Here is an 18,347-nt window from a genome sequence, read left to right on the forward strand (position 1 = left end):
GAACCGTCCCATGAACACATCCGTCCTCACCGGCGTGCTCGCCAGCGTTCTTCTCGCCTGTGCGGTGCCCGCCTTCGCCGGACAGGCGCCGTTCGCCGCCTCCGCCCCGGACATTCCGCTGAGCAGCCGCGACCGCGTCTATGCCGCCGAACAGTTCTCCAACACCATCTCCGTCACCGATCCCGCGACCAACAAGCTGGTCGGCATCATCCGGCTGGGCGAGCCGCAGCCGACGAACTTCAGCCCGCTCTACAAGGGGCAGGTGCTGGTGCACGGCATGGGCTTCTCGCCGGACGCCAAGACCCTCGCTGTGGTGTCGATCGGCTCGAACGCCGTCACCTTCATCGACACCGCGACCAATGCGGTGAAGCACACCACCTATCTCGGCCGCTCGCCGCACGAGGCGTTCTTCACGCCTGACGGCAAGGAGGTCTGGGTGACGGTGCGCGGCGAGGACTACATCGCCGTACTGGACGGGACGACCTATGAGGAGAAAACGCGCATCAAGGTGCCGAACGGCCCGGGCATGCAGATCTTCTCGCCCGACGGGAAATACGGCTATGTCTGCTCCTCCTTCATGCCCGAGACCGTGGTGATCTCGGTCGCCGACCACAGGATCGTCGGCCGTGTGAAGCAGGAAAGCCCGTTCTGTCCCAACATCGCGGCGACGCCGGACGGCAAGCAGGTGTGGTTCACGCTGAAGGACATCGGCAAGGTGCAGGTGTTCAATGCGCGCCCGCCCTTCGATGTGATCAAGACGATCGACACCGGCCCCATCACCAACCACGTCAACTTCGCCCGCAATGCCAAGGGCAGCTTCGCCTATGTGACGGTGGGCGGGCTCAACGAGGTCAAGGTGTTCCGCACCGACGACTTTACGCCTGTGGCGACGATTCCTGTCGGCAAGCTGCCGCACGGCCTCTGGCCGTCGGGTAATGGCTCGCGGGTCTATGTCGGGCTGGAGAACGCCGATGCGCTCGCGGCCATCGACACGCTGACCAATACGGTGGTGGCCACCATTCCCGTCGGCCAGGCGCCGCAGGCGGTCAACTACGTGCCCGGCGCCGTGCCGGAGGGCGAGGGCACGCAGAACCTCCAGCCGCTCGGCGTCGCCGGGCAGGCGGCGCATCTCAGCCTGACCACGGACGGCAAGGCCGCCGACACGCCCCCGACCAGCGTCGCGCTGTTCGACCAGGGTCTGATCCAGGTCCTGCAGGCGTCGGTGACCGGCCTCGCGCCGAAGAAGCCGCATGTACTGGCGCTGGCCAGCCAGCCCGACGGCACGGGCGCGATCGAGCCGCTCTCGGCCTTCATGTCCAATCCCGCCGGCTCGGCGATCGTCAACGCCGCCGGGCCCATCCGCCAGATCGTGCAGAACGAGGCCAAGGCCCAGCGCCGCTATCTCGTCATCACGCAGGGCACGGTCGCCCAGCCCGGCGCCGTCGTCCAGCGCCAGACGCTGGATTGACGCGCCACGCCTGCGCCAGGACAGTCGCTCATGGGGGAGGCGCGCCTCTCCTCGAAAGGAGACACCGTGAACCACGAGATGGTGCGCCTCATCGAGCCGCTGATCCCGGCATTGCGGCGTTATGCGCGGGCGCTGATGCGTGAGCGGACGGCGGCGGACGATCTGGTGCAGGATTGTCTGGAGCGTACGATCAGCCGCTGGCACCAGCGGCGGCCGGGCGAGGACCCACGGGCCTGGATCTTCACCATCCTGCACAATCTCGCCATGACGCGGCTGCGCCGGACGACGCAGCGCCCGATCCATATCGGGCTCGACGACGCCGATCCGGCGAGCTTCGCCTCGGCGGCCCGACAGGAGGACGGTCTGCGCCATCGAGACCTCGTCAATGCGCTGGCGCAGCTGCCGGATGAACAGCGCACCGTGCTTCTGCTGGTCACGGTCGAGGAACTCTCCTATGCCGATGCGGCGCAGGTGCTGGGCGTGCCGATCGGCACGGTCATGTCGCGCCTGTCGCGTGCCCGCGAACGCCTTGCCAGGCTGATGTCCGTCGAGCCGCGGACAGCCCGCCTGTCGCCCCATCTCCGGAGCGTGAAATGACCCCTCTCCCGATCACCGAAGACGACCTGAACGGTTTTGTCGACGGCACGCTCACGCCCGAACGCCACGCCGAGGTGAGCGCCTATCTCGACGCACACCCGCATATTGGCCGACGCATCGCGGTCTATGGCGAGCAGCGCGACATGCTGCGCGAGGCCTTCGCGCCTGTCATGGACGAGCCGGTGCCAACGGAACTCGACCTCTCGCGCATGATCGAGGAACGCCGCCTGCCATGGCAGATGCCACGCTGGGCGATCGCGGCGGCGGCGGTGCTGCTGCTGTCGGTGGGCGCCGCCGGCGGCTGGTCGCTGCGCGACCTGAGGCCCACGACCTCCGAAGGTGTCCAGGCGCTCGCCCGCGAGGCGGCCGCGAGCTATGCGACCTATGTGCCGGACCAGGTGCGGCCTGTCGAGATCCGTGCCAGCGATCGCGACGTGCTCGCGGCCTGGACCGCCAAGCGCATCGGCCGTCCGATCGGCATTCCGGACCTGACGGCGGCGGGCTATCGGCTGATGGGCGGGCGCGTGGTGCCGACCGAGCACGGCCCTGCCGCGCTGTTCATGTTTGACGATGATCGCGGAACGCGCCTCGTGATGCTGGCGCGGCCGATGAAGGCCGATCCGGCCCTGCCGATGTCGCCACATACTGAGGGCGCACTCAACGGCTTCGCCTGGGCCGATGACGGCCTCGGCTACAGCCTCGTCGGCGCGGTGGCCCCGGACCGGCTGCATCCGCTTGCGGACGAGCTACGCCGGCAGATACGCAGCGCGGCCTGAGCGGCAAACGATCACGCTTGTCACCTGCTCAAGAGCGCTGCTGGCCGGCAGTGTCGCGCTGGCGGGTTACCTCGATCTGCTGATTTCGTGGCACGCCAGCGATCCTGATGGCGTGCGCGCCTTCATCAAACGGAGCGGATGCCGGCAGCGCCCCACATGCATGAGCGCGCGAAGCCCCGAAATTCGTTCCGGTGGCTATTCGGTGGCTATTCGAGCAACAGTAAAGCGCCGTGTGAGCCGCAGGCTCGAAAATTCGTTTTATTTTTCAGGGAGTTAAGTGGCGCACCCGGCACGATTCGAACGTGCGACCTTTGCCTTCGGAGCAATTTAGGCACCCCGTCCTAAAAGCACGCTAGGGCACGCCATGACACCACAACCTACTGAAACCGCTAGACTATTCGGATTTTTCCGCCGAAATCCATATCCGCAAGTTCGCTCCAATATTCGCCCGGCTGCTTCCGTGGTGCTTCCGCGGAAACAGCCCCTCCATCACGGGGGGATCGCCTGATGACAAAGCTCACGAAACGAGTGGTCGACGCCGCCGACGTCCGGGAAAAGGACTACTTTATCTGGGACGATGAGCTTCCCGGCTTCGGCCTCCGCGTCTTCGCATCAGGCAAGCGCAGCTATCTCATCCAATATCGCGCGCTCGGTCGAACCCGTCGCTACACCATCGGCCTGCACGGAATCCGGACGCCAGAAACCGCACGACAGGAAGCGAAGGCCCAGCTCGGGCGCGTCGCTCGCGGCGACAACCCGTCTGAGGAACGCCAGCTCGATCACCAGGCCATGACGGTCAAGGAGCTATGCACGCTCTATCTCAAAGACCTCAAGGCAGGCCTGATCCTCGGCAAAGGCGGTCGCCCCAAGAAGGCGACCACCATCGTTACCGACACTGGCCGCATCGAACGCCATATCATTCCGTTGATCGGCGCGCGGCGGGTGAAGGACCTGACAAAAGCCGACATCAACAAGGTGCTCAAGGACATCATGGCCGGCAAGACGCGAGTGTCGGTCAAGACGAAGAAGCTAAGGGGCAAAGCCATCGTGCGCGGCGGCGCCGGCACGGCGACACGCACGGTAGGCCTCCTCGGCGGCATCCTCACCTACGCCGTCGATGCCGGCATCATCGATCGCAACCCGGCGCACGGCATCAAGAAACCGAAGGACAATGTCCGCAAGCGCAGGCTTTCCGAGGCGGAGTATCACACTCTTGGCAACATGCTGCGCGAGGCGGCAGAGAACGAGAAATATGCGATGACCGTCGAGATCGTTCGCCAGATCGCCCTGACCGGCTGTCGCCGGTCGGAGATGATCTCGCTTATGTGGTCCGAGGCCGATACTGAGGCGAGTTGCCTGCGACTGGAGGATAGCAAAGAGGGTGAATCCATCCGACCCATCGGTCTTCCCGTGGTCGAGTATCTGGAGCAGCGCCGCGAGAATGCGAAGGGCACCTACGTCTTCCCCGGCCAAGGCGAGGACAATGCCTTCGGCAGCTTTCCGAACCATTGGGAGCAGCTATTCAAGGACTCGCCGCTCGCCGACGTTACGCCGCATGTCCTGCGCCATAGCTTCGCGAGCATCGCCAACGATCTGGGCTTCACCGAGGTGACCATCGCGGCACTCGTCGGACACGCGAAAGGCTCGGTCACGAGCAAGTACATACATACGCTCGACACGGCTCTGATCATGGCAGCTGATACGATCTCCGGCTACATTCAAGGCTTGCTTGATGGAGTCGAGTTCAAGCAGACCGCGTACGCTCTTGATCGAGATTCTCGGAAGCAAGCACTTGCGCGCTTCCTGAACAATGCGGCCAAGGGCGCGGAAATGCAACGAGAGGACATTCCCTTAGCTGCCTAGCGTTCGCAATCACCGCATCCGACCTCCAAACCCTAGTTACTTTTCCGGCTCGTGCCATCGGCCGGGGCAAGCTTAACACCAGAAACGCGCTAAGCCCGACGGCATGTCCGCCGCCGGGCTTGGCGCTATAACTTACGAGACAACCAGCCCCGGACACGGCGCCAGAAGTTTGGTGTTGCGCTGGTCGGAGCGGCCTGAATAGGAGGCTCGACCGTCGGCGACTGTCCATAATATCGCGCTTTGGCAACGCGATCACGACGACGCTCAGCTTCAACCTGCTCGTCGCTCCAAGGGCCGGCTTCGATCACCTTGCCGCGGTCGATCACGTAGTGTGACCGGCACTGCAAGGTCCAATTGCCGATCGACGGCCGAAGCGAGATAGTTTCGCCATCGAACGTCATCTTCCAATCCGTCGGCGTGAAGGGCGCGACAACCTCCTCGCCGCAACCACAGCAGCAGCTATGGGCTGATGTCGCATATTCCATCGAAACATAGAGAATGCCTGGGTCCAGGCGCTCAGGGATGTGTTCGACGAAACGATGATCGAGTCGCTTGTGCCTCATCACGCGAGGTCCCCATTGATGAGCATGTTGCCGTCGGTGGTGTAGGTGCAGTGATGCTCGCGCTCGAGGTCACGGTAGAAGCCACGAATCTTCTTCCACTTCACGACCGCGAGGACAGCATTCAAAGCGTTGAGATCCGCGACCTGTATGTTGGATGCGTAAATGTCCTTGGCGCCACCGCCGACGAAGGAGATGCGCTGGCGCGCATGATCCCGTTTCTCCGGCGTGCTGCCGGTCACCCGCAGGATACCGCCGAGCGATCCCTCGTCGAGTTCGAGGCCCATGCCGACATCGACGAATGCGGCGCCGCTCGCCTCGAGCTTCTCGACGATCAACCGCTTCGCTTCGCCGGCGTCGAGCGACAGGAACGCGAAGGTGACGCCCTCGAGAAGGTGCAGGTTGTCGGCCCCGAGCTCGACATCGTGCGCCACGATGTTGCGGTGCATCCGGCTGTAGATGCGCTTCAGATAGTCAACCTTCTTCGGTGCCTCGCGCAGCCCCTCCAGGGTCGGCGCGCCCGGCGCCCGAAAGGCGTTGTGGGTCAGGAACTCGTCGCTGTCGAAGAGCCGAATCTCGCGGACCGGCGTCTTGGCGACGAAGTCCAGGATGTAACCGCCGGTGCCACCACAGCCGATGATGGCGACCCGCTCGTTGACGAGCCGCTCGGTCAGGATGCCGATACCGACACGGTCGGAGGCGGTCTCAACATAGTTGAAGACGCTGTCCTCCTCCTCTTCCGGCTCGCGGAAGGTGCGGGGGGTCATGCCGGGCTTCAGCACCGCGGCCGGGCCCGCGATGATGTTCGCGTAGCTCGTCATCTTGTGGTGGTAGTCCGTGTAGCCGCCATCCGGCTTGCTCGAGAAGCTGTGCGTGGCTTTCAAACCGTGACCGAGGTCGAAGGCTCCGGCCTGATGCGAGATCCCCTGGATAGGCGTCCCATCGGCGCGGCACGGAAAGTCGCCGTCCCAATGGACAACATGGGTGTCGGGCCTGCGCGTCGCATCGCCGGCCAGCGTGAGGCTCGAGATGAGGGTGCCGATGCGCACCTCGCGACGCGCATCGACATAGGGCACCTCCCGCATGACGAGATGCCCGCCCTGCCGCAGGACGAAATAGCCTTCGTCCCGCAGCCGCTTGAGGTCGGGATTACGACTGAACAGTTCGCGTGACATTGAACACCGTGCCTTTCTTCTTGACGTCGACCGAGCCGCCAGCCCCGAGTTCGCCCGCGTGCGGCGTCGACGCCGCGTGCCGGTAGGTCATCGAGAAGACGACGTTCGGCTCGTGCTGGCCCGGGAAAGCGAGCTGGACGATCTGCTCGAACGTGACCGTACGGGCGTTCACCGTCCGCGGCCGCGAATTGACGATGATCTCAAACGTCACCCGCGCGGTGATGAACCGCTCGATGCCGGGCTCGGCTAGATCAATCAGCTCGCCATGCTCGATCAGGCGATCTTCGCCGCCGGGGACCTCGAGGAAGACGGCCTCTCCCTCGCCGGGCTTGGCGAGGCCGTAGAGCACCGCGCCGCTGATGATCGGCTTACCCCAACGCAGCTCGTCGCCCTTGAGAGTGAGCTTGAAATCGCGGTCCGTCAGGAAGGCGACGAACCGCTCAGCGCCGTGCTCGCGCAGGTCGAAGGGTTCGTTCAGCCGCACGTCCTCGAAGTCGCCCGAGGGCAGAATCGCGAACAGGCTGTAGCCGTCCCGCGGGTCCAGGGTGCCGGCCTCGAGCAACTGACGGCCGAGCGGCACCGGATCGCTCACCTGACGGGACTGGAAGTTGAGATCGCCCTGCGCGAGGAGAAAGCGATACCCCCGCGCCGGACGCAGCGCCCGGCCTTCGCGCAGGGCGTCGCCGAGGTCGTCGTAATCAAGAAGTTCTTCGGTGTTCATGAGATTGGGTCCTTAGGTTTGGCCGAGGCGACGCCGCGGCTCTAAGGCTCCAATCGGGGCGGGATCCGCCGACCGGTAAGGTCAGGCGAATTTTTTTTGCAGGGGGCCGTCGGGGGTCTGCCCGCAGATGAAGAAGGCGGGGCAATTCGGGCAGGTGCGCGACGAGACCTCGGCCGGAAACCGCCCAGCGCGGATGTCGCCGAGAAACTTGGCAAGCTTATCCTTGCGACCTTTCAGCTCCCGATCTGACAAGGCGAGCGCATGCGCCTCGCCGTCGGAGAGATGGACAAGCTCGGCGACAGCGCCAGGGAAGGCCTGCTGGACCGCCAGCATCAGCGCCGCCGCGCCGACATCCTTGCTCTCGGCCGACCGCCTGTGGCCGGTTCGGATGCGGCGCACGGCGCGAACGCCGTCAGGCCGCACCAGCACCTCGTCCGGCCGAACGATGATCTGCTCGCCGCCGAAATTGAGGCTGAGCGCGGCCGGAACCTCGGCGACTGCATCGGCGCGATCGGCAAGGAGAAAGCGCAGCATCGCTAGGGCCAAGTCGCGGAATTCCGCACGATAGCCATGATCGGCGAGCCCCTGGCCAGCAAGCGCCGAGTCGGTGCGGTCCTCCAGGTCGCGCTCGGTCATAGGGCTATCCGAAGTGATCACCTCCTCGACCACCACGCGCACTGCCTCGTGCAGGTGCATGAAGGCGGTCGCGGTCCGCCGCCCGCCCACCTGCAAGATATGCGTGTAGAAGAAGCGGCGCGGGCAGGACTCATAAAGGGCGATTTGCGCGGCCCCGAACTGCAGCCGTCCATCGACGATCAACTCGATTCCCTGGGCTTCCGCCGCCGTCGGAAGCAGTCGCGCCGGCACGGCCGAACGGCGCGTCAAGCTGGTCCCGAGACGATCGAGGAAGGGCGATAGCGGTCGATTGTGGCCGTTGCTCTTCTCGGTCGGCGCATAAAGGATCAGGCGGTCGCGGGCGCGAGACTGAGCCACATAGAACAGGCACTCCTGCTCCTCGGCTTGGCCCGCGCGAAAGGCCTCCAGCGCACTGCCTTCGGCGCCCGCGATCATGCCATCGGGCGCCGGACAGGGTGGCGCCGGCGGCGTGCGCGGGATGGTGTCGCTGTTGAGCCCTGGAAGATGGACGCCGCCGAACTCCAGGCCCTTGGCGCCATGGATCGTCATCAAACGCACGGCGTCGAGATGCTGGGCGGCCGCGGGCAACTGGCGCAGGTCGCGATCATCGCCGAGACGGACAAGCCTGCGCACGCGATCGAGCACACGCGTGATCGGCAGGCCGCGGCCGGCCGGCTGGACCCGCAGGAAGTTGAGGAACTGCCAGATCGCGATGCCGCGCGTGCGATCGGCGAGATCCTCCGACACGCCAAGGCGCGCTGCGACACGGGTGCGATCAAGCAGCAGTGTCGCGAGCACGGTCCAGGGCGACGCCGTTTGGTCGAAGCCGCTGAGTGCGGCCGCGAGCTTGACGAGGGCCTGGCGCCCGGCGTCGCTGACGCCGGGGATCGACTCGATGTGCTGGAGCCAACCGCCTGAAGGTTGGTCGGCCGCCCGCAGATACTCGAAGATCGTCGCTACGTCCGCGAAGGACATCCTGAAATCGGGCCAGCAGGCGATGCGCACTAGGCCCATGGCGCGCCGATCGACAAGGACGGAGAGCAACGCCAGGAGATCCTTGACCTCAGCCCGCTCAAACAGGCTGCCCAGAAACAGCACGGGCACGCCGAGCCGTTCGAGGTCCTGCCCGATGGTCGAAAGCTTCTCATTGCCGGTGCAGAGCACCGCCTGGTCACGATAGGCATGTCCCTCGCGGCGAAGCGCCTCGATCGCGTCGGCCAGGGCCACTTGCTGCTGCTCGGCGCGCTGCACCGTGCGCAGCTCGGGCTTCTGGCCATTGCCGTTGCGATCGGCTTCAAGACCGCTGTCCGCGTCGCCCGCGCGCATCGTGGTCGCGAAACTGGAAAAGTTGGCGACGATCTCCGGCACCGAGCGATAGTTGCGCTTCAATCGCCCACGCTTACCGCCGGGAAAGTCCTCCTTCCCGAACCGGGTCATATTAAAAGATGACGCACCCCGAAACCGATAGATCGACTGCTTGGCGTCGCCGACCATCCAGAGATTGCGCCCGTCTGGCCGCAGCGCGCTCAGCAAGCGCACGCTGCTGCGGTTCACGTCCTGGTACTCATCGACCAGGACGTGGTCATACTGCGCCTGCAGCGTTGCGCGGATGGCCGCCTCAGCCTCAAGCAGCTTGACGGGCAAGGCGACAAGATCTCCGAAGTCGACGCAATGCGCGTTGCGCTTGAGCTGTTCATAGGCGGCATAGACGCGGGACACCTCTCCGGCACGTTCGGCGGCCTCGCGTGTACCGGAGTCCGCCCCCTTGGCAAGCATGGCGTCGGCAAGCGCTGCGTAGGTTTCGGCGTTGACCACCTCGTCCTTCGCCCGCGAGACGGCGGCCAGCATCTCGGCGATGATCTGAGTCGGATCGTAGAGATTACGGTAGTGGGCGAGCCTCAGGCGCGGGAACTCCTCCTCGAGGAGCTCGACGGCCTCGGTTCGATCCATCATCCGCGGGTCTTTCGGCAAGCCGAGCTCCGCATGGAAACGACGGATAATGTCGAGGCCGAAGGCGTGGAAGGTGCCGATCCACATTGCAGCCGCGGCCTCGGGCCGCTTGCGCGCAATCCGCTCAGCCATCTCACCCGCCGCCTTGTTCGAGAAAGTCAACAGCAGGATGCGCCGCGGGTCGACACCCTCCTCCAGAAGGCCTTCGACACGCGCGATCAGCGTCTGCGTCTTGCCGGTGCCGGGGCCCGCCTCGAGCAGATAGGCTTCGCCGCGGTGCGCCGCGGCCGCGGCTTGGAGTGGGTTGAGCGGCCGCTCTGCATGCGTCGCGGCCGTGACGGGCGGCACGATTGGGAGGAGCAGGGCGTCAAACATCTGCTGGGCGACAACCTCGAACGGCGCGCCGAGCTTCGCGGCGATCGCCGAGGCGGATAACCCTTGGTCGACATGCAGCGCTCGCGCGACGTTGCGGGGAAGCAAGAGCTCGCGCGCGAACAGGTCCATCTGGACCTCGCGACGCTGCCGGCGTCCGTAATCGACCACCCGATCCATGCCAACCGGCGATGGCTCGGCCGCGCGGGCCAGATCGATCATTGGCGCCGCCTCGCTATCGGGATCGTCGCCGAGCTCGACATGTCCGATCTCGTGCGCCACGAGGAAGGCCTGCTCGAAGCGAGACCCCGCACTCTCGTGAAGGATCAGATCGTCGGCGGCGACGAAGGTCGCGCGGCCGCCGTTGAGGACGGCCGCGCCGACGGCCGTCGGTTCGACATCGATCCCACGCCGCTTGGCTTCGGCGACAGCAAAGTCATAGGGCGACCAAGGATCGGCACCCGAGGCGACGAGACGAGCATGAAGCTCGGCGGCGACCTGCCTGGCGAGCTCCACCCCGTCCATGTCAGTCTGCCTCCGCCAACAGCCGGGCGCGCTTGTCGGCCGGGACGCCGGCGTCGATTAACACTTCCTCGAAGGTGACCTGCTCGCCGGCGGTCGGCTTATCGTCAGCCTTATAGCTGCGCGCCCCGGCCAACTGGGCCGAGCCCCAGGACGACTCCAACTGCGCGACAGAGCTGCGCATCGCCTCTGCCAACATCGCCAGGAAGCGTCGCGGGATACTAGCGAGAGAAATCCGTCTCTCGCGCAGCGCAGTCACAACCTGCCGGGGCAGGTCCAGACGCTGGGCGACGGTGCGCCAGTCATCGACCGTCAGTGCCGCGAAAGGGTCGGCTGTCGCTCCCGGCACCGCCTTTGAGTGTTGCAACCAAGCAGCATCGATCAAGGCCTGATCGGCATCGGAAAGCGGAGCTGTGTCGTCAAATACTTCGCGGCTGAGTTCGCGCGACAGGTCTATGAGCTCCCCGGCATATTCCGGGTAAAGTCCTAAATAGCGTTCAAGGGTCGACCGGCCAGGGTCGTTCTCGACCGCAAACGCGTCGAGCACGGACTCGCGTGATGGACGTTCGCCGGCGGGGCTCACCGTTCTTCTCCGTCGCCCATGGCGGCGCGAAGGGCGGCGAAGGCCTTGTCGCGGTAGGTTCGGACGGTCTTTTCGGAGCGGCCTAAGACTTTGGAGATGGTCATGACGTCCGGCTCCTTGGAGTCGATGGGGAAGCCCTGTCTCATCATCTGAATGATCCTGCTTTGTTCTGTCGGTAGAGCCTCAATCGCTGCATCCAGGCGCAACCGGTAAGCCGCATCGTCCAAATCCGACGCGGCGAAGGGGTCGTGTGCCCCTGCGGCCGCCTCGACTTCGGGGGATAGCTCACCGCTGTCGTCATATTCGAGGGCCTGAGAACGGTTCTCGTCGCGCCAAGCCTGCTCCTGCGCGTCGCGCCGCAGGCTGGCAACCGCGCCGTCAAAGCGCACCTCGAAGTAGTCGAGCTTGTCGATATAGGTGGCGCGATCCGCTGAAAGGAGCTCGACGAACCTGCTGAAAACCTTGTCTCGCACAACCCCGCGCGTCAGCGATTCAGTTTTGCCGTCGGAGCTTTCCGACCTGGGTAAACAGCGTAGCACCCGTTCAATCAGAATCCGATAGAGGCGCTCGAACCACGCCTCGTTGTTGTCGCGACGGCTCGCGCGAATGAAGTACACGAGACATTCGCTAGGGACGTAGGTCGGGTCCGAGCGCTTCATGATTCCTGCCCTGGCGATCAACTCGTCGCGCGGCAGGACCGCCAATTCGGCGATGAGCGCTTCTATCTTTGGGTCGCGTTCGTAAAGTTCGCCGCTAAGGCGTCGTTTGCGCAGTCCATTTATTACTACTCCTGATCGGTTCGAAGCTGTCGTTTCCTGCGCATCGACGGCTTCCTCCCAATGTTTCATCATGCCGCCCCCACTTTTATAATGCCTTCACATTCCGGCGTCCTCTAGACTATTTTTTATCGAATGCGTCCGGAATGTCTTGCTACTCTTCTGTTGCGGCGGGCGTTTCTTTGGCTACTGACCCACAGATCCCGCATTTTTCTCTTGCCTGTTTGCACCAGAGCAATTCACCACCTCAAGCATTCGCGGGTGGCCATCGCATTTTACCCCGGCCAACGCGCAAGACGTCGACAAGATTGACGCCCTCTGGAAGCCTACCTGAAAGCAAGCTAGGCTTCGGATCAACAGCATGCTTCCTAAACGCAGCGAGCCGCTGATAGTCGGGCGTCGCTAGCCAAGTCCTCCCATCTCCTTCATCAGTGATAATTCGGTAAAGCCCTGCGCGAGGTGCTGATTCAACGGGAACATCGAGCAAACGTCGGTTGCGATAGATTGACCATTTCTGAATCCCACCACTGAGCGCCTCAGTCCTGAAACGGGCCCACAATGCCGCCGTTTCGGGCGTTGGCCAATCGCCCAAATCCGTGAAGGCTGTGATTTCATCGGATTCAAGCCATGCGCGCATTTCCGCCGGAGTCACAAACATTGGCTTGGTTTCGTTGATGGAGGCCATGGCTGCTGTCCTCGAAGGTAGACCGGCGCGAATTAGCATCGCCATCATGAATTGCGGTACGCCCGTTTCGACTACTGCCGCCGCGCCGCCCGCCACCGTCTCCGGCGACCAGCCGAGAGACATTCGCCGGGTGCGAATGGCTTCGAGCGCCCAAACCAGGCGATAAGTGAAGGCCTCTTCGACCGCCCGCATATTCTGTGGCCCGATCTTGGAGACTTCCTCCCCGGAAATCCAGGCGCGCAGGATGGCTTTCCAATTGGCTGGCAGCGCGTTCTTCTTGTCGGGGATGAAGGGGCGCATGAACAGCAGACGTTCGCCCAGACCGCCGAGAGCGTCGGCGAGTTCGTCGACGTCGCCGCTCAGGGCAGCGCCATCGGCCCGGTCGACCAGCTCGGCCAGCACGTCGGCCATCGCGTCGATGGAGAGCCCCGCTTCGAGCCCAACGCCCATTGCGAAATGACCGCGGCGCGCCTGCTCGGTCGTGGTCTTCCAAATAAGGTCGGCGCGTGCTTCGAAGACCTTCTTGTGCAGGGGTGCGACGTCCTCTTCCTCGCGCGCAATCTGACGAGCCCAGAGTGATCCCTTGAGGGCCTCGTCCAGCAACTTCGGGAGATCGGCGCGATCCGCATCCAGCGCTTCGATCAGGCCGAACACGGTCGCATCGAGGCGCTCGACAATCTGCGACAACGGCTCTTCGTCGATCGTTTCCTCTTCGTCAGCCTCGCTCTCGTCCTCGTCATCGTTCTCGTCGCCGTCGGCGTCGTATTCCACGGCGGCGGCAAGGCGTTCAGCCACTTCGGCCTCCTCGTCGGGCGATCGCCACGCCTCCCGGGAATTGGCGAGATACTCCCAGGCGTCATCGCGATCGAGCACACCCTCTCGCGACAGGCGCTCGAGGATCTCGGCGACGATCTGGATGAGGCCGCTTTTCAACGTGCGGGCCTTGGCGGAGGCAACCAGCTTCCTCCACTCCTTCTTTCGCCAATCGGTCTTGTCGAACATGACATGGACGATCAGGCCCTCGACATCGACGAAGGCACGCCCGGCCCGGCCTGCGACGTTTGCGAACTCCTCGCCCTTGATCTTCTCGCCGGCACGATAGAGCGCGGGCACGAGCAGGACAGCGGCGTTGAGGTTGAGCCCTTGGGAGAGCGTCGGCGAGGCGACGATCACTTTCACTACGCCCTCGGACAGAAGGACTTCCAACTCGCGCAGGAATGGACTCGGCAGACGTCCGTGGTGAATGGCGACGCCGGCCTTGAGGCTGGCAACGGCCGGGTGGTTTTCGCCCAGCCACTCCTTGCCGACTTCCAGCGCGCGCGCGATCGGCGCCTCGTCCTCCAGCAGGGAGTCGAGATAGCCGCGCTTACACAGGTCAACGACCTGCTTGCCATAGCTCTCGACCCAGTTGGCCTGGGTGGAGAAAATAAGGGTGCGCTTCCCCTGACCTGCGAATTCCCACGCCGCAAAGAGGGCGAGGTGTGAGTTCTTCCGAGGATACGGATTCTTCTCCCGGCCTCTTGCCGGCTTCTCCTCGACGAACTTGTCGAGGAAGGGACCGCCATCGTCGAGGTCAAGCCGCAGGAGCGCATCCTTGCCGCGCCAAGTTAGGGCGCCGAACCTCTGACGCGTGGGGCGCCAGTCGGAACGCACGGGCTCGCCGGGTTCGTCGGAGCGTATCCAGGCGGTGAGGTCATCCAACTCGTCGCCGCTCGGCAGGATCGCGGAGAGGCAGACGATCCGGCGGTCGGCCGCGTCGGCGCGGCGCAACAGACGCTGCACTAGCGTCTCGTAGCGGATCTCACGCTCGCTGGGCCCGATCATATGCCCTTCGTCGAGAACGATCAGCCCGACATCATCGATCAGGGAAGCGTCGCTTCGAAGCGCGAAGTCGAGCTTCTCTGGTGTGGCGATGATGATCTCGCGGGTGCGCAGGGCATCCTCGTCGCCTGCCGAAAGGCCGCTGGCGCCGTAAAGCGAGGAGACGCTGAACCCGAGGGGCGCGAAGGTCTTGCGGAAGGAGCGTTCGGTTTGGGCCGACAACGCGCGTAGCGGCGTGACGATCAACACCCGACGCGCCGAGGACAAGGTCATCAACGCGGCGATTTCCGCAACCCGCGTCTTCCCTGCACTGGTAGGAAGCGCCACGACCAGGTCATCAGTGACGTCGGTAGATCGCCGGGCGGCCTCGCGTTGGGACGGCCAAAGCTCCACCTCAGACGTTTTGCGGGCGTACAGCGAACCGATGAACAGCCGCCGGAGGTCCGGATATTTCTCCTCCGTTCCAACGGGTGGCTCTGTCGGCAGGTTCCGGTGCAGCGAATGCTGCCAGAGGTCGTCGATCAGGTGGCGGCAGAGATTCGAAATCCACCATAGCGGGACGTTCCCGGCATTGCCGGCGAGGCTCACGGCAGTGGCCAGCAGATCGCGCGCGGCGTCGATCGGCTCCTCTTCGCCTGTTTCCAGGGCAAAGTCGAAGAATGCCAGAGCCCGGCAAATCGTCGTATTCAGAATGGTCGACAATACGTCGTCGATATCGGGCTCATCGCCGCCCAGCGCTTCGCCCATCTGCTCGTCGCCGTGGGCCTCATCGCCGAGCCAGTCGCGAACGAAGCCGCGCAACTGATCGAGATCGCGCAGGATGAGATGGCGTATCGCCGTTTCGCCGGGCGATGCGTTGAGGTCTTCAGCCGTCTCGTTGAACAGCGAATAGGCGACGGCTGAGAAGCCGGCCAGGTGATAGGCGGCAGCCGCGATGGTGCGGCGAAAGCCCCGATCGGACGCCTCGGGATCACCGTTTCTTACCAGCGCTTCGAAGGCGTTAGCCGCCCGTTCGAAAGCCTTGTTCGTCAAGTCTGACGCGCCGGTCTGGGCGCGCAAGGCCATGGCGCCCCGAAGCAAGGCGAAGCCGTGTTCCGCAAGGTCTGTTTCGATTGTGGCGCCCAAGGGCGGGGCGGTCTGCGGCAATACGCCCGCTTGCCGCATCAGCGACCACGCAGCGCCACGATAGAGCAATCGGCCGAGGATGCCGTCGACGGTCGCGGTGGCCAGGAAGACGGTCAGCTCATCAGGCGTCTCCAAGGTCTTGCGCCCCTTCGTACATGGCCGCGATGAAGTCCTGATGGTCTTCGACGTGGATGTTCACGACGTAGTGGTCGCGATTGGTTCCGGCGGCGTCGAGATCTTCCTTCAGCGACGCATGGGCGCCGTTGCCGGAAACGGTGAAAAGCATGTGGTCGATGCGATCGGCGCGCAGCGACTTCACGCCCACCTCATCGCGGAGGTCGCGGCCCAGCGCATTTTCGTCGGGATCGTTGCTCTCCAGGAGACGGTTGGCGACGAACAGCAGCGAGTCCGGCGTGCAGCGGCCATTGTCGCGATCGAGCACTTTGCGAGCGCTTGTCACGGTCGATTTGCCGAGCTTTTTGTTGCTTTTGGCTTCCCCCTTCAGGAGCCAAAGCCTCTCGTCCTGGCCGCCATAGCCGGCGCCGATGAAGTCATCGCCGCGCATGGCCATGTTGCGACCGTCCTTGTAGCGGAGCCGGCGCACGGGGACGCGCAGGCCGATTTCTTCCTCCACCAGCTCCGTCGCCAGGATTTCGCCAAGGTCACCAGAGCGCCCCTTGTCCGTCTGTGGCATCGCCTCGCTCAGAATTTTTGCGGCGATCTTATATCCGAGCCGCTCCACATCCTCGGCGATGCGCTCAAGCCGGTCATAGTGCGAGCGGATGGTCTTCGCGAGATCAACGCTGATCTCGTCGCGCCCGCCGTCCTTCTCGACATAGGTCCAATAGTGCTTGCGCTTGTCCTTCTCTTTGGTGGCTTCACACCACCTCTCGTATAGCCCCACGCTTTCCCCCAGTTCCTATTATTTCGCCGCGCGGTTCGTCCGTCCGGCGATGTCTGTGCATCGCTCGATCAGCACCTCGAAAGGCTCGGCGTCCTCAAGCAGCAATCCGTCTTCCACCATTTGCTCGTAGTCGGAGGCCAGGGCGGCACGCGCTTCTCCGCTCGGCACGAGCTGCAGCAACCCATTGACGGCGGCCGCATAGTCGACAGGCGCGCCGTCTGCCGCCTTCTCCGCGAAGAACATGCTTTTGTGCCGCGCTACGGCCTGGGCGAGATCTCGGTCTGCCGCCGCCGTAGCGGCAATGCCCGCATCATCGAGGCGGACGACGTCGTGCCAATGGCGAGCGAACCGCTCCCCGCGCAGCCGCTCCTGCAAGCAGAAGACGTGGATTGCGGTCGCTTTCTCCCAAAAGGTTCGCTCGGCGTGCATTACCCGCGGCGACGCAGCCGGGAACGCCAAGCCCTCGACCAGGCCCGCCGCATCGCAGACCACATCACGCACGCTGGCCGGTTCGCCGGTCGAGCGGGCGCCGAATTCCAGCATGACGCTCGGCGCGACATAACCGGAGCCGGTTGAGGTCGCTTCATAGTCGATGAAGAGCTTCTCGCCCTCGACCCGCGTCGCGGCCGACACGCCCTGCGCTCCAATGGCGTCGATGAGCAGGGGCTGCACCGTGCCCGAAATCCACTCCGGAAGGCGGTGGCGCACCGCTTTCGACCAGCGCTTCTCTTCGCTGCGCGTTGCCGGCAGGGCCTCGCCATTGCCGCCCACCAGATCGGGCGCGAACGCTCGGATGTCGTAGGTCAGATCGACATCTTCCGAGAAGCGCTGAATGACGCCGTAGGCTTTTGAAAGCGATGTCCCGCCCTTGAAAACGAGATGGTCGCCGAGCGCGGAGCCGAAAACGGTTTGAAGGGCCCAGACGACCCAAACGTCCTTCTCGAGCAGATGAGCGGGCCGCCCCGAACGATCGGCAGCCACGCCCAGCGCGTCACGACGGTCCGCCGCCGACAGGGACAGAAAGGGATCAGCCATGGGCCGCCTTGCCGACGCTTCGGGCAAGCCAGGTCGGAAACTGCGGCGCGGCGGCCACCAGTTCGCCGAACGCCGTCGGTGGGAGCTTTCGTTTCAGAGCCTTCAGCGCCGATTCCGCTTTCTCCGGCCCGAGCCAGGCCAGGGCGCGAACCGCTTGGCCTGCGGGACGATTGGCCAAGGTGAGCTGCCAGCGTGGCGCATGGCGCAATTCCACGAGCTGCTTGCCCAATGTCATCGTGCGGCTCCGGCCCGACGTCAGATAAACAGAGCGAACCGGCACCTGCGTCGTCAGCCCCAGCGCGTTTGCGGCGGCCGCACCGTTCGGAACGATCACTTCCCCGCGCTGCACCGCCAGCGCCTCGACCGCCTGTTCCACCGAAGGCGCGCGCGCGCCGAACCGGCTGGTGATCGGACGCAGATACACGCCGCGCCCCGCACGGATCAGCTGCCCGCGCTCCGCAAGACGCGACAAAGCCTGGTCCACCCCAGCGCGGCTGCCGAGATGGAGAAGGCTCTTTGCCGCCAGCGGCGTTCCCTCCGGAAGCCGCTCTGCATGCGCCAGAATCTGTTCGCTCAGACGTTGCACCATCATTCTCCTGTCAGAAATATATGCGGATTTCTGACACTTTTCAAGCGGGCCAACCGTTCGACGGCAACTCAACCGTCCTACCTGGCTGTGCCGCTACGATCGAGCGATTGAGGGGAAAGCTTTCCCCTGCGGCCGAGCCACGTCTCGGCCGACCCCTTCTGCGGGGACACCCCGCAACGCCCCGAGAGC

The 18,347-nt window shown here is 64.5% G+C and carries 14 protein-coding genes; 4 read left to right on the plus strand and 10 right to left on the minus strand.

The genetic code is table 11. The features are described from left to right. Positions 1–10 precede the first annotated feature (10 nt). The 4 genes from AAC979_RS00115 to AAC979_RS00130 all read left to right on the plus strand — a co-directional run bounded on the left by AAC979_RS00115 (position 11) and on the right by AAC979_RS00130 (position 4,704). Entirely contained in the window at positions 11–1,468 is a 1,458-nt protein-coding gene (locus tag AAC979_RS00115) for a YncE family protein (protein WP_371344760.1), read from the plus strand. Between the two features lie 78 nt (positions 1,469–1,546). Further along, on the plus strand, positions 1,547–2,065 hold the full coding sequence (locus AAC979_RS00120; protein ID WP_371348964.1) for a sigma-70 family RNA polymerase sigma factor: 519 nt from the start codon (positions 1,547–1,549) through the stop codon (positions 2,063–2,065). Beyond that, positions 2,062–2,841 carry an anti-sigma factor gene (locus tag AAC979_RS00125; protein ID WP_371344761.1) on the plus strand — a complete coding sequence of 260 codons (780 nt, stop codon included), beginning with the start codon at positions 2,062–2,064 and terminating at the stop codon, positions 2,839–2,841. Before AAC979_RS00120 ends, AAC979_RS00125 begins: the two co-directional genes overlap by 4 nt. Before the next feature lie 507 nt (positions 2,842–3,348). Further along, entirely contained in the window at positions 3,349–4,704 is a 1,356-nt protein-coding gene (locus AAC979_RS00130; RefSeq protein ID WP_371344762.1) for a tyrosine-type recombinase/integrase, read from the plus strand. A 125-nt stretch (positions 4,705–4,829) separates the two neighbouring features. On the opposite strand, the gene AAC979_RS00135 is transcribed toward AAC979_RS00130, so the two are convergent. The 10 genes from AAC979_RS00135 to AAC979_RS00180 all read right to left on the minus strand — a co-directional run bounded on the left by AAC979_RS00135 (position 4,830) and on the right by AAC979_RS00180 (position 18,155). Beyond that, a complete protein-coding gene (locus AAC979_RS00135) occupies positions 4,830–5,270 on the minus strand; it encodes a DUF6527 family protein (protein WP_371344763.1) in 441 nt (146 codons plus the stop codon). After that, positions 5,267–6,439 carry a ThiF family adenylyltransferase gene (locus tag AAC979_RS00140; RefSeq protein ID WP_371344764.1) on the minus strand — a complete coding sequence of 391 codons (1,173 nt, stop codon included), beginning with the start codon at positions 6,437–6,439 and terminating at the stop codon, positions 5,267–5,269. Before AAC979_RS00140 ends, AAC979_RS00135 begins: the two co-directional genes overlap by 4 nt. Further along, positions 6,414–7,160 carry a multiubiquitin domain-containing protein gene (locus AAC979_RS00145; protein ID WP_347270096.1) on the minus strand — a complete coding sequence of 249 codons (747 nt, stop codon included), beginning with the start codon at positions 7,158–7,160 and terminating at the stop codon, positions 6,414–6,416. Before AAC979_RS00145 ends, AAC979_RS00140 begins: the two co-directional genes overlap by 26 nt. Positions 7,161–7,241: 81 nt before the next feature. Beyond that, positions 7,242–10,643 carry a UvrD-helicase domain-containing protein gene (locus AAC979_RS00150; RefSeq protein ID WP_371344765.1) on the minus strand — a complete coding sequence of 1,134 codons (3,402 nt, stop codon included), beginning with the start codon at positions 10,641–10,643 and terminating at the stop codon, positions 7,242–7,244. Position 10,644: 1 nt separating this feature from the next. Further along, a complete protein-coding gene (locus tag AAC979_RS00155) occupies positions 10,645–11,223 on the minus strand; it encodes a hypothetical protein (protein ID WP_020697694.1) in 579 nt (192 codons plus the stop codon). Then, positions 11,220–12,071 (minus strand): RNA polymerase sigma factor, encoded by an 852-nt coding sequence (locus tag AAC979_RS00160; protein WP_043286153.1) that lies wholly within the window; start codon positions 12,069–12,071, stop codon positions 11,220–11,222. The genes AAC979_RS00155 and AAC979_RS00160 overlap by 4 nt, the downstream gene beginning before the upstream one ends. A 175-nt stretch (positions 12,072–12,246) precedes the next feature. After that, the gene (locus AAC979_RS00165; protein ID WP_371344766.1) at positions 12,247–15,765 is read right to left on the minus strand and encodes a DEAD/DEAH box helicase; all 3,519 of its coding nucleotides are present in this window, start codon (positions 15,763–15,765) and stop codon (positions 12,247–12,249) included. Then, entirely contained in the window at positions 15,752–16,534 is a 783-nt protein-coding gene (locus AAC979_RS00170; protein ID WP_371344767.1) for a DUF1837 domain-containing protein, read from the minus strand. Before AAC979_RS00170 ends, AAC979_RS00165 begins: the two co-directional genes overlap by 14 nt. A gap of 18 nt (positions 16,535–16,552) precedes the next feature. Further along, complete coding sequence (locus AAC979_RS00175) at positions 16,553–17,569, minus strand: nucleotidyl transferase AbiEii/AbiGii toxin family protein (protein ID WP_371344768.1); 1,017 nt, start codon at positions 17,567–17,569, stop codon at positions 16,553–16,555. After that, positions 17,562–18,155 (minus strand): DUF6088 family protein, encoded by a 594-nt coding sequence (locus tag AAC979_RS00180; protein ID WP_371348965.1) that lies wholly within the window; start codon positions 18,153–18,155, stop codon positions 17,562–17,564. The genes AAC979_RS00175 and AAC979_RS00180 overlap by 8 nt, the downstream gene beginning before the upstream one ends. Positions 18,156–18,347 lie beyond the last annotated feature (192 nt).

Source organism: Ancylobacter sp. IITR112 (assembly GCF_041415945.1).
In the GTDB taxonomy this organism is placed as follows: domain Bacteria; phylum Pseudomonadota; class Alphaproteobacteria; order Rhizobiales; family Xanthobacteraceae; genus Ancylobacter.

Excerpts from the sequence above, each read along its gene's own strand:
- AAC979_RS00115 (WP_371344760.1), top strand. The coding sequence starts at position 11 with ATGAACACATCCGTCCTCACCGGCGTGCTCGCCAGCGTTCTTCTCGCC.
- AAC979_RS00120 (WP_371348964.1), top strand. The coding sequence starts at position 1,547 with ATGGTGCGCCTCATCGAGCCGCTGATCCCGGCATTGCGGCGTTATGCG.
- AAC979_RS00125 (WP_371344761.1), top strand. The coding sequence starts at position 2,062 with ATGACCCCTCTCCCGATCACCGAAGACGACCTGAACGGTTTTGTCGAC.
- AAC979_RS00130 (WP_371344762.1), top strand. The coding sequence starts at position 3,349 with ATGACAAAGCTCACGAAACGAGTGGTCGACGCCGCCGACGTCCGGGAA.
- AAC979_RS00140 (WP_371344764.1), bottom strand. The coding sequence starts at position 6,439 with ATGTCACGCGAACTGTTCAGTCGTAATCCCGACCTCAAGCGGCTGCGG.
- AAC979_RS00145 (WP_347270096.1), bottom strand. The coding sequence starts at position 7,160 with ATGAACACCGAAGAACTTCTTGATTACGACGACCTCGGCGACGCCCTG.
- AAC979_RS00150 (WP_371344765.1), bottom strand. The coding sequence starts at position 10,643 with ATGGACGGGGTGGAGCTCGCCAGGCAGGTCGCCGCCGAGCTTCATGCT.
- AAC979_RS00160 (WP_043286153.1), bottom strand. The coding sequence starts at position 12,071 with ATGAAACATTGGGAGGAAGCCGTCGATGCGCAGGAAACGACAGCTTCG.
- AAC979_RS00175 (WP_371344768.1), bottom strand. The coding sequence starts at position 17,569 with ATGGCTGATCCCTTTCTGTCCCTGTCGGCGGCGGACCGTCGTGACGCG.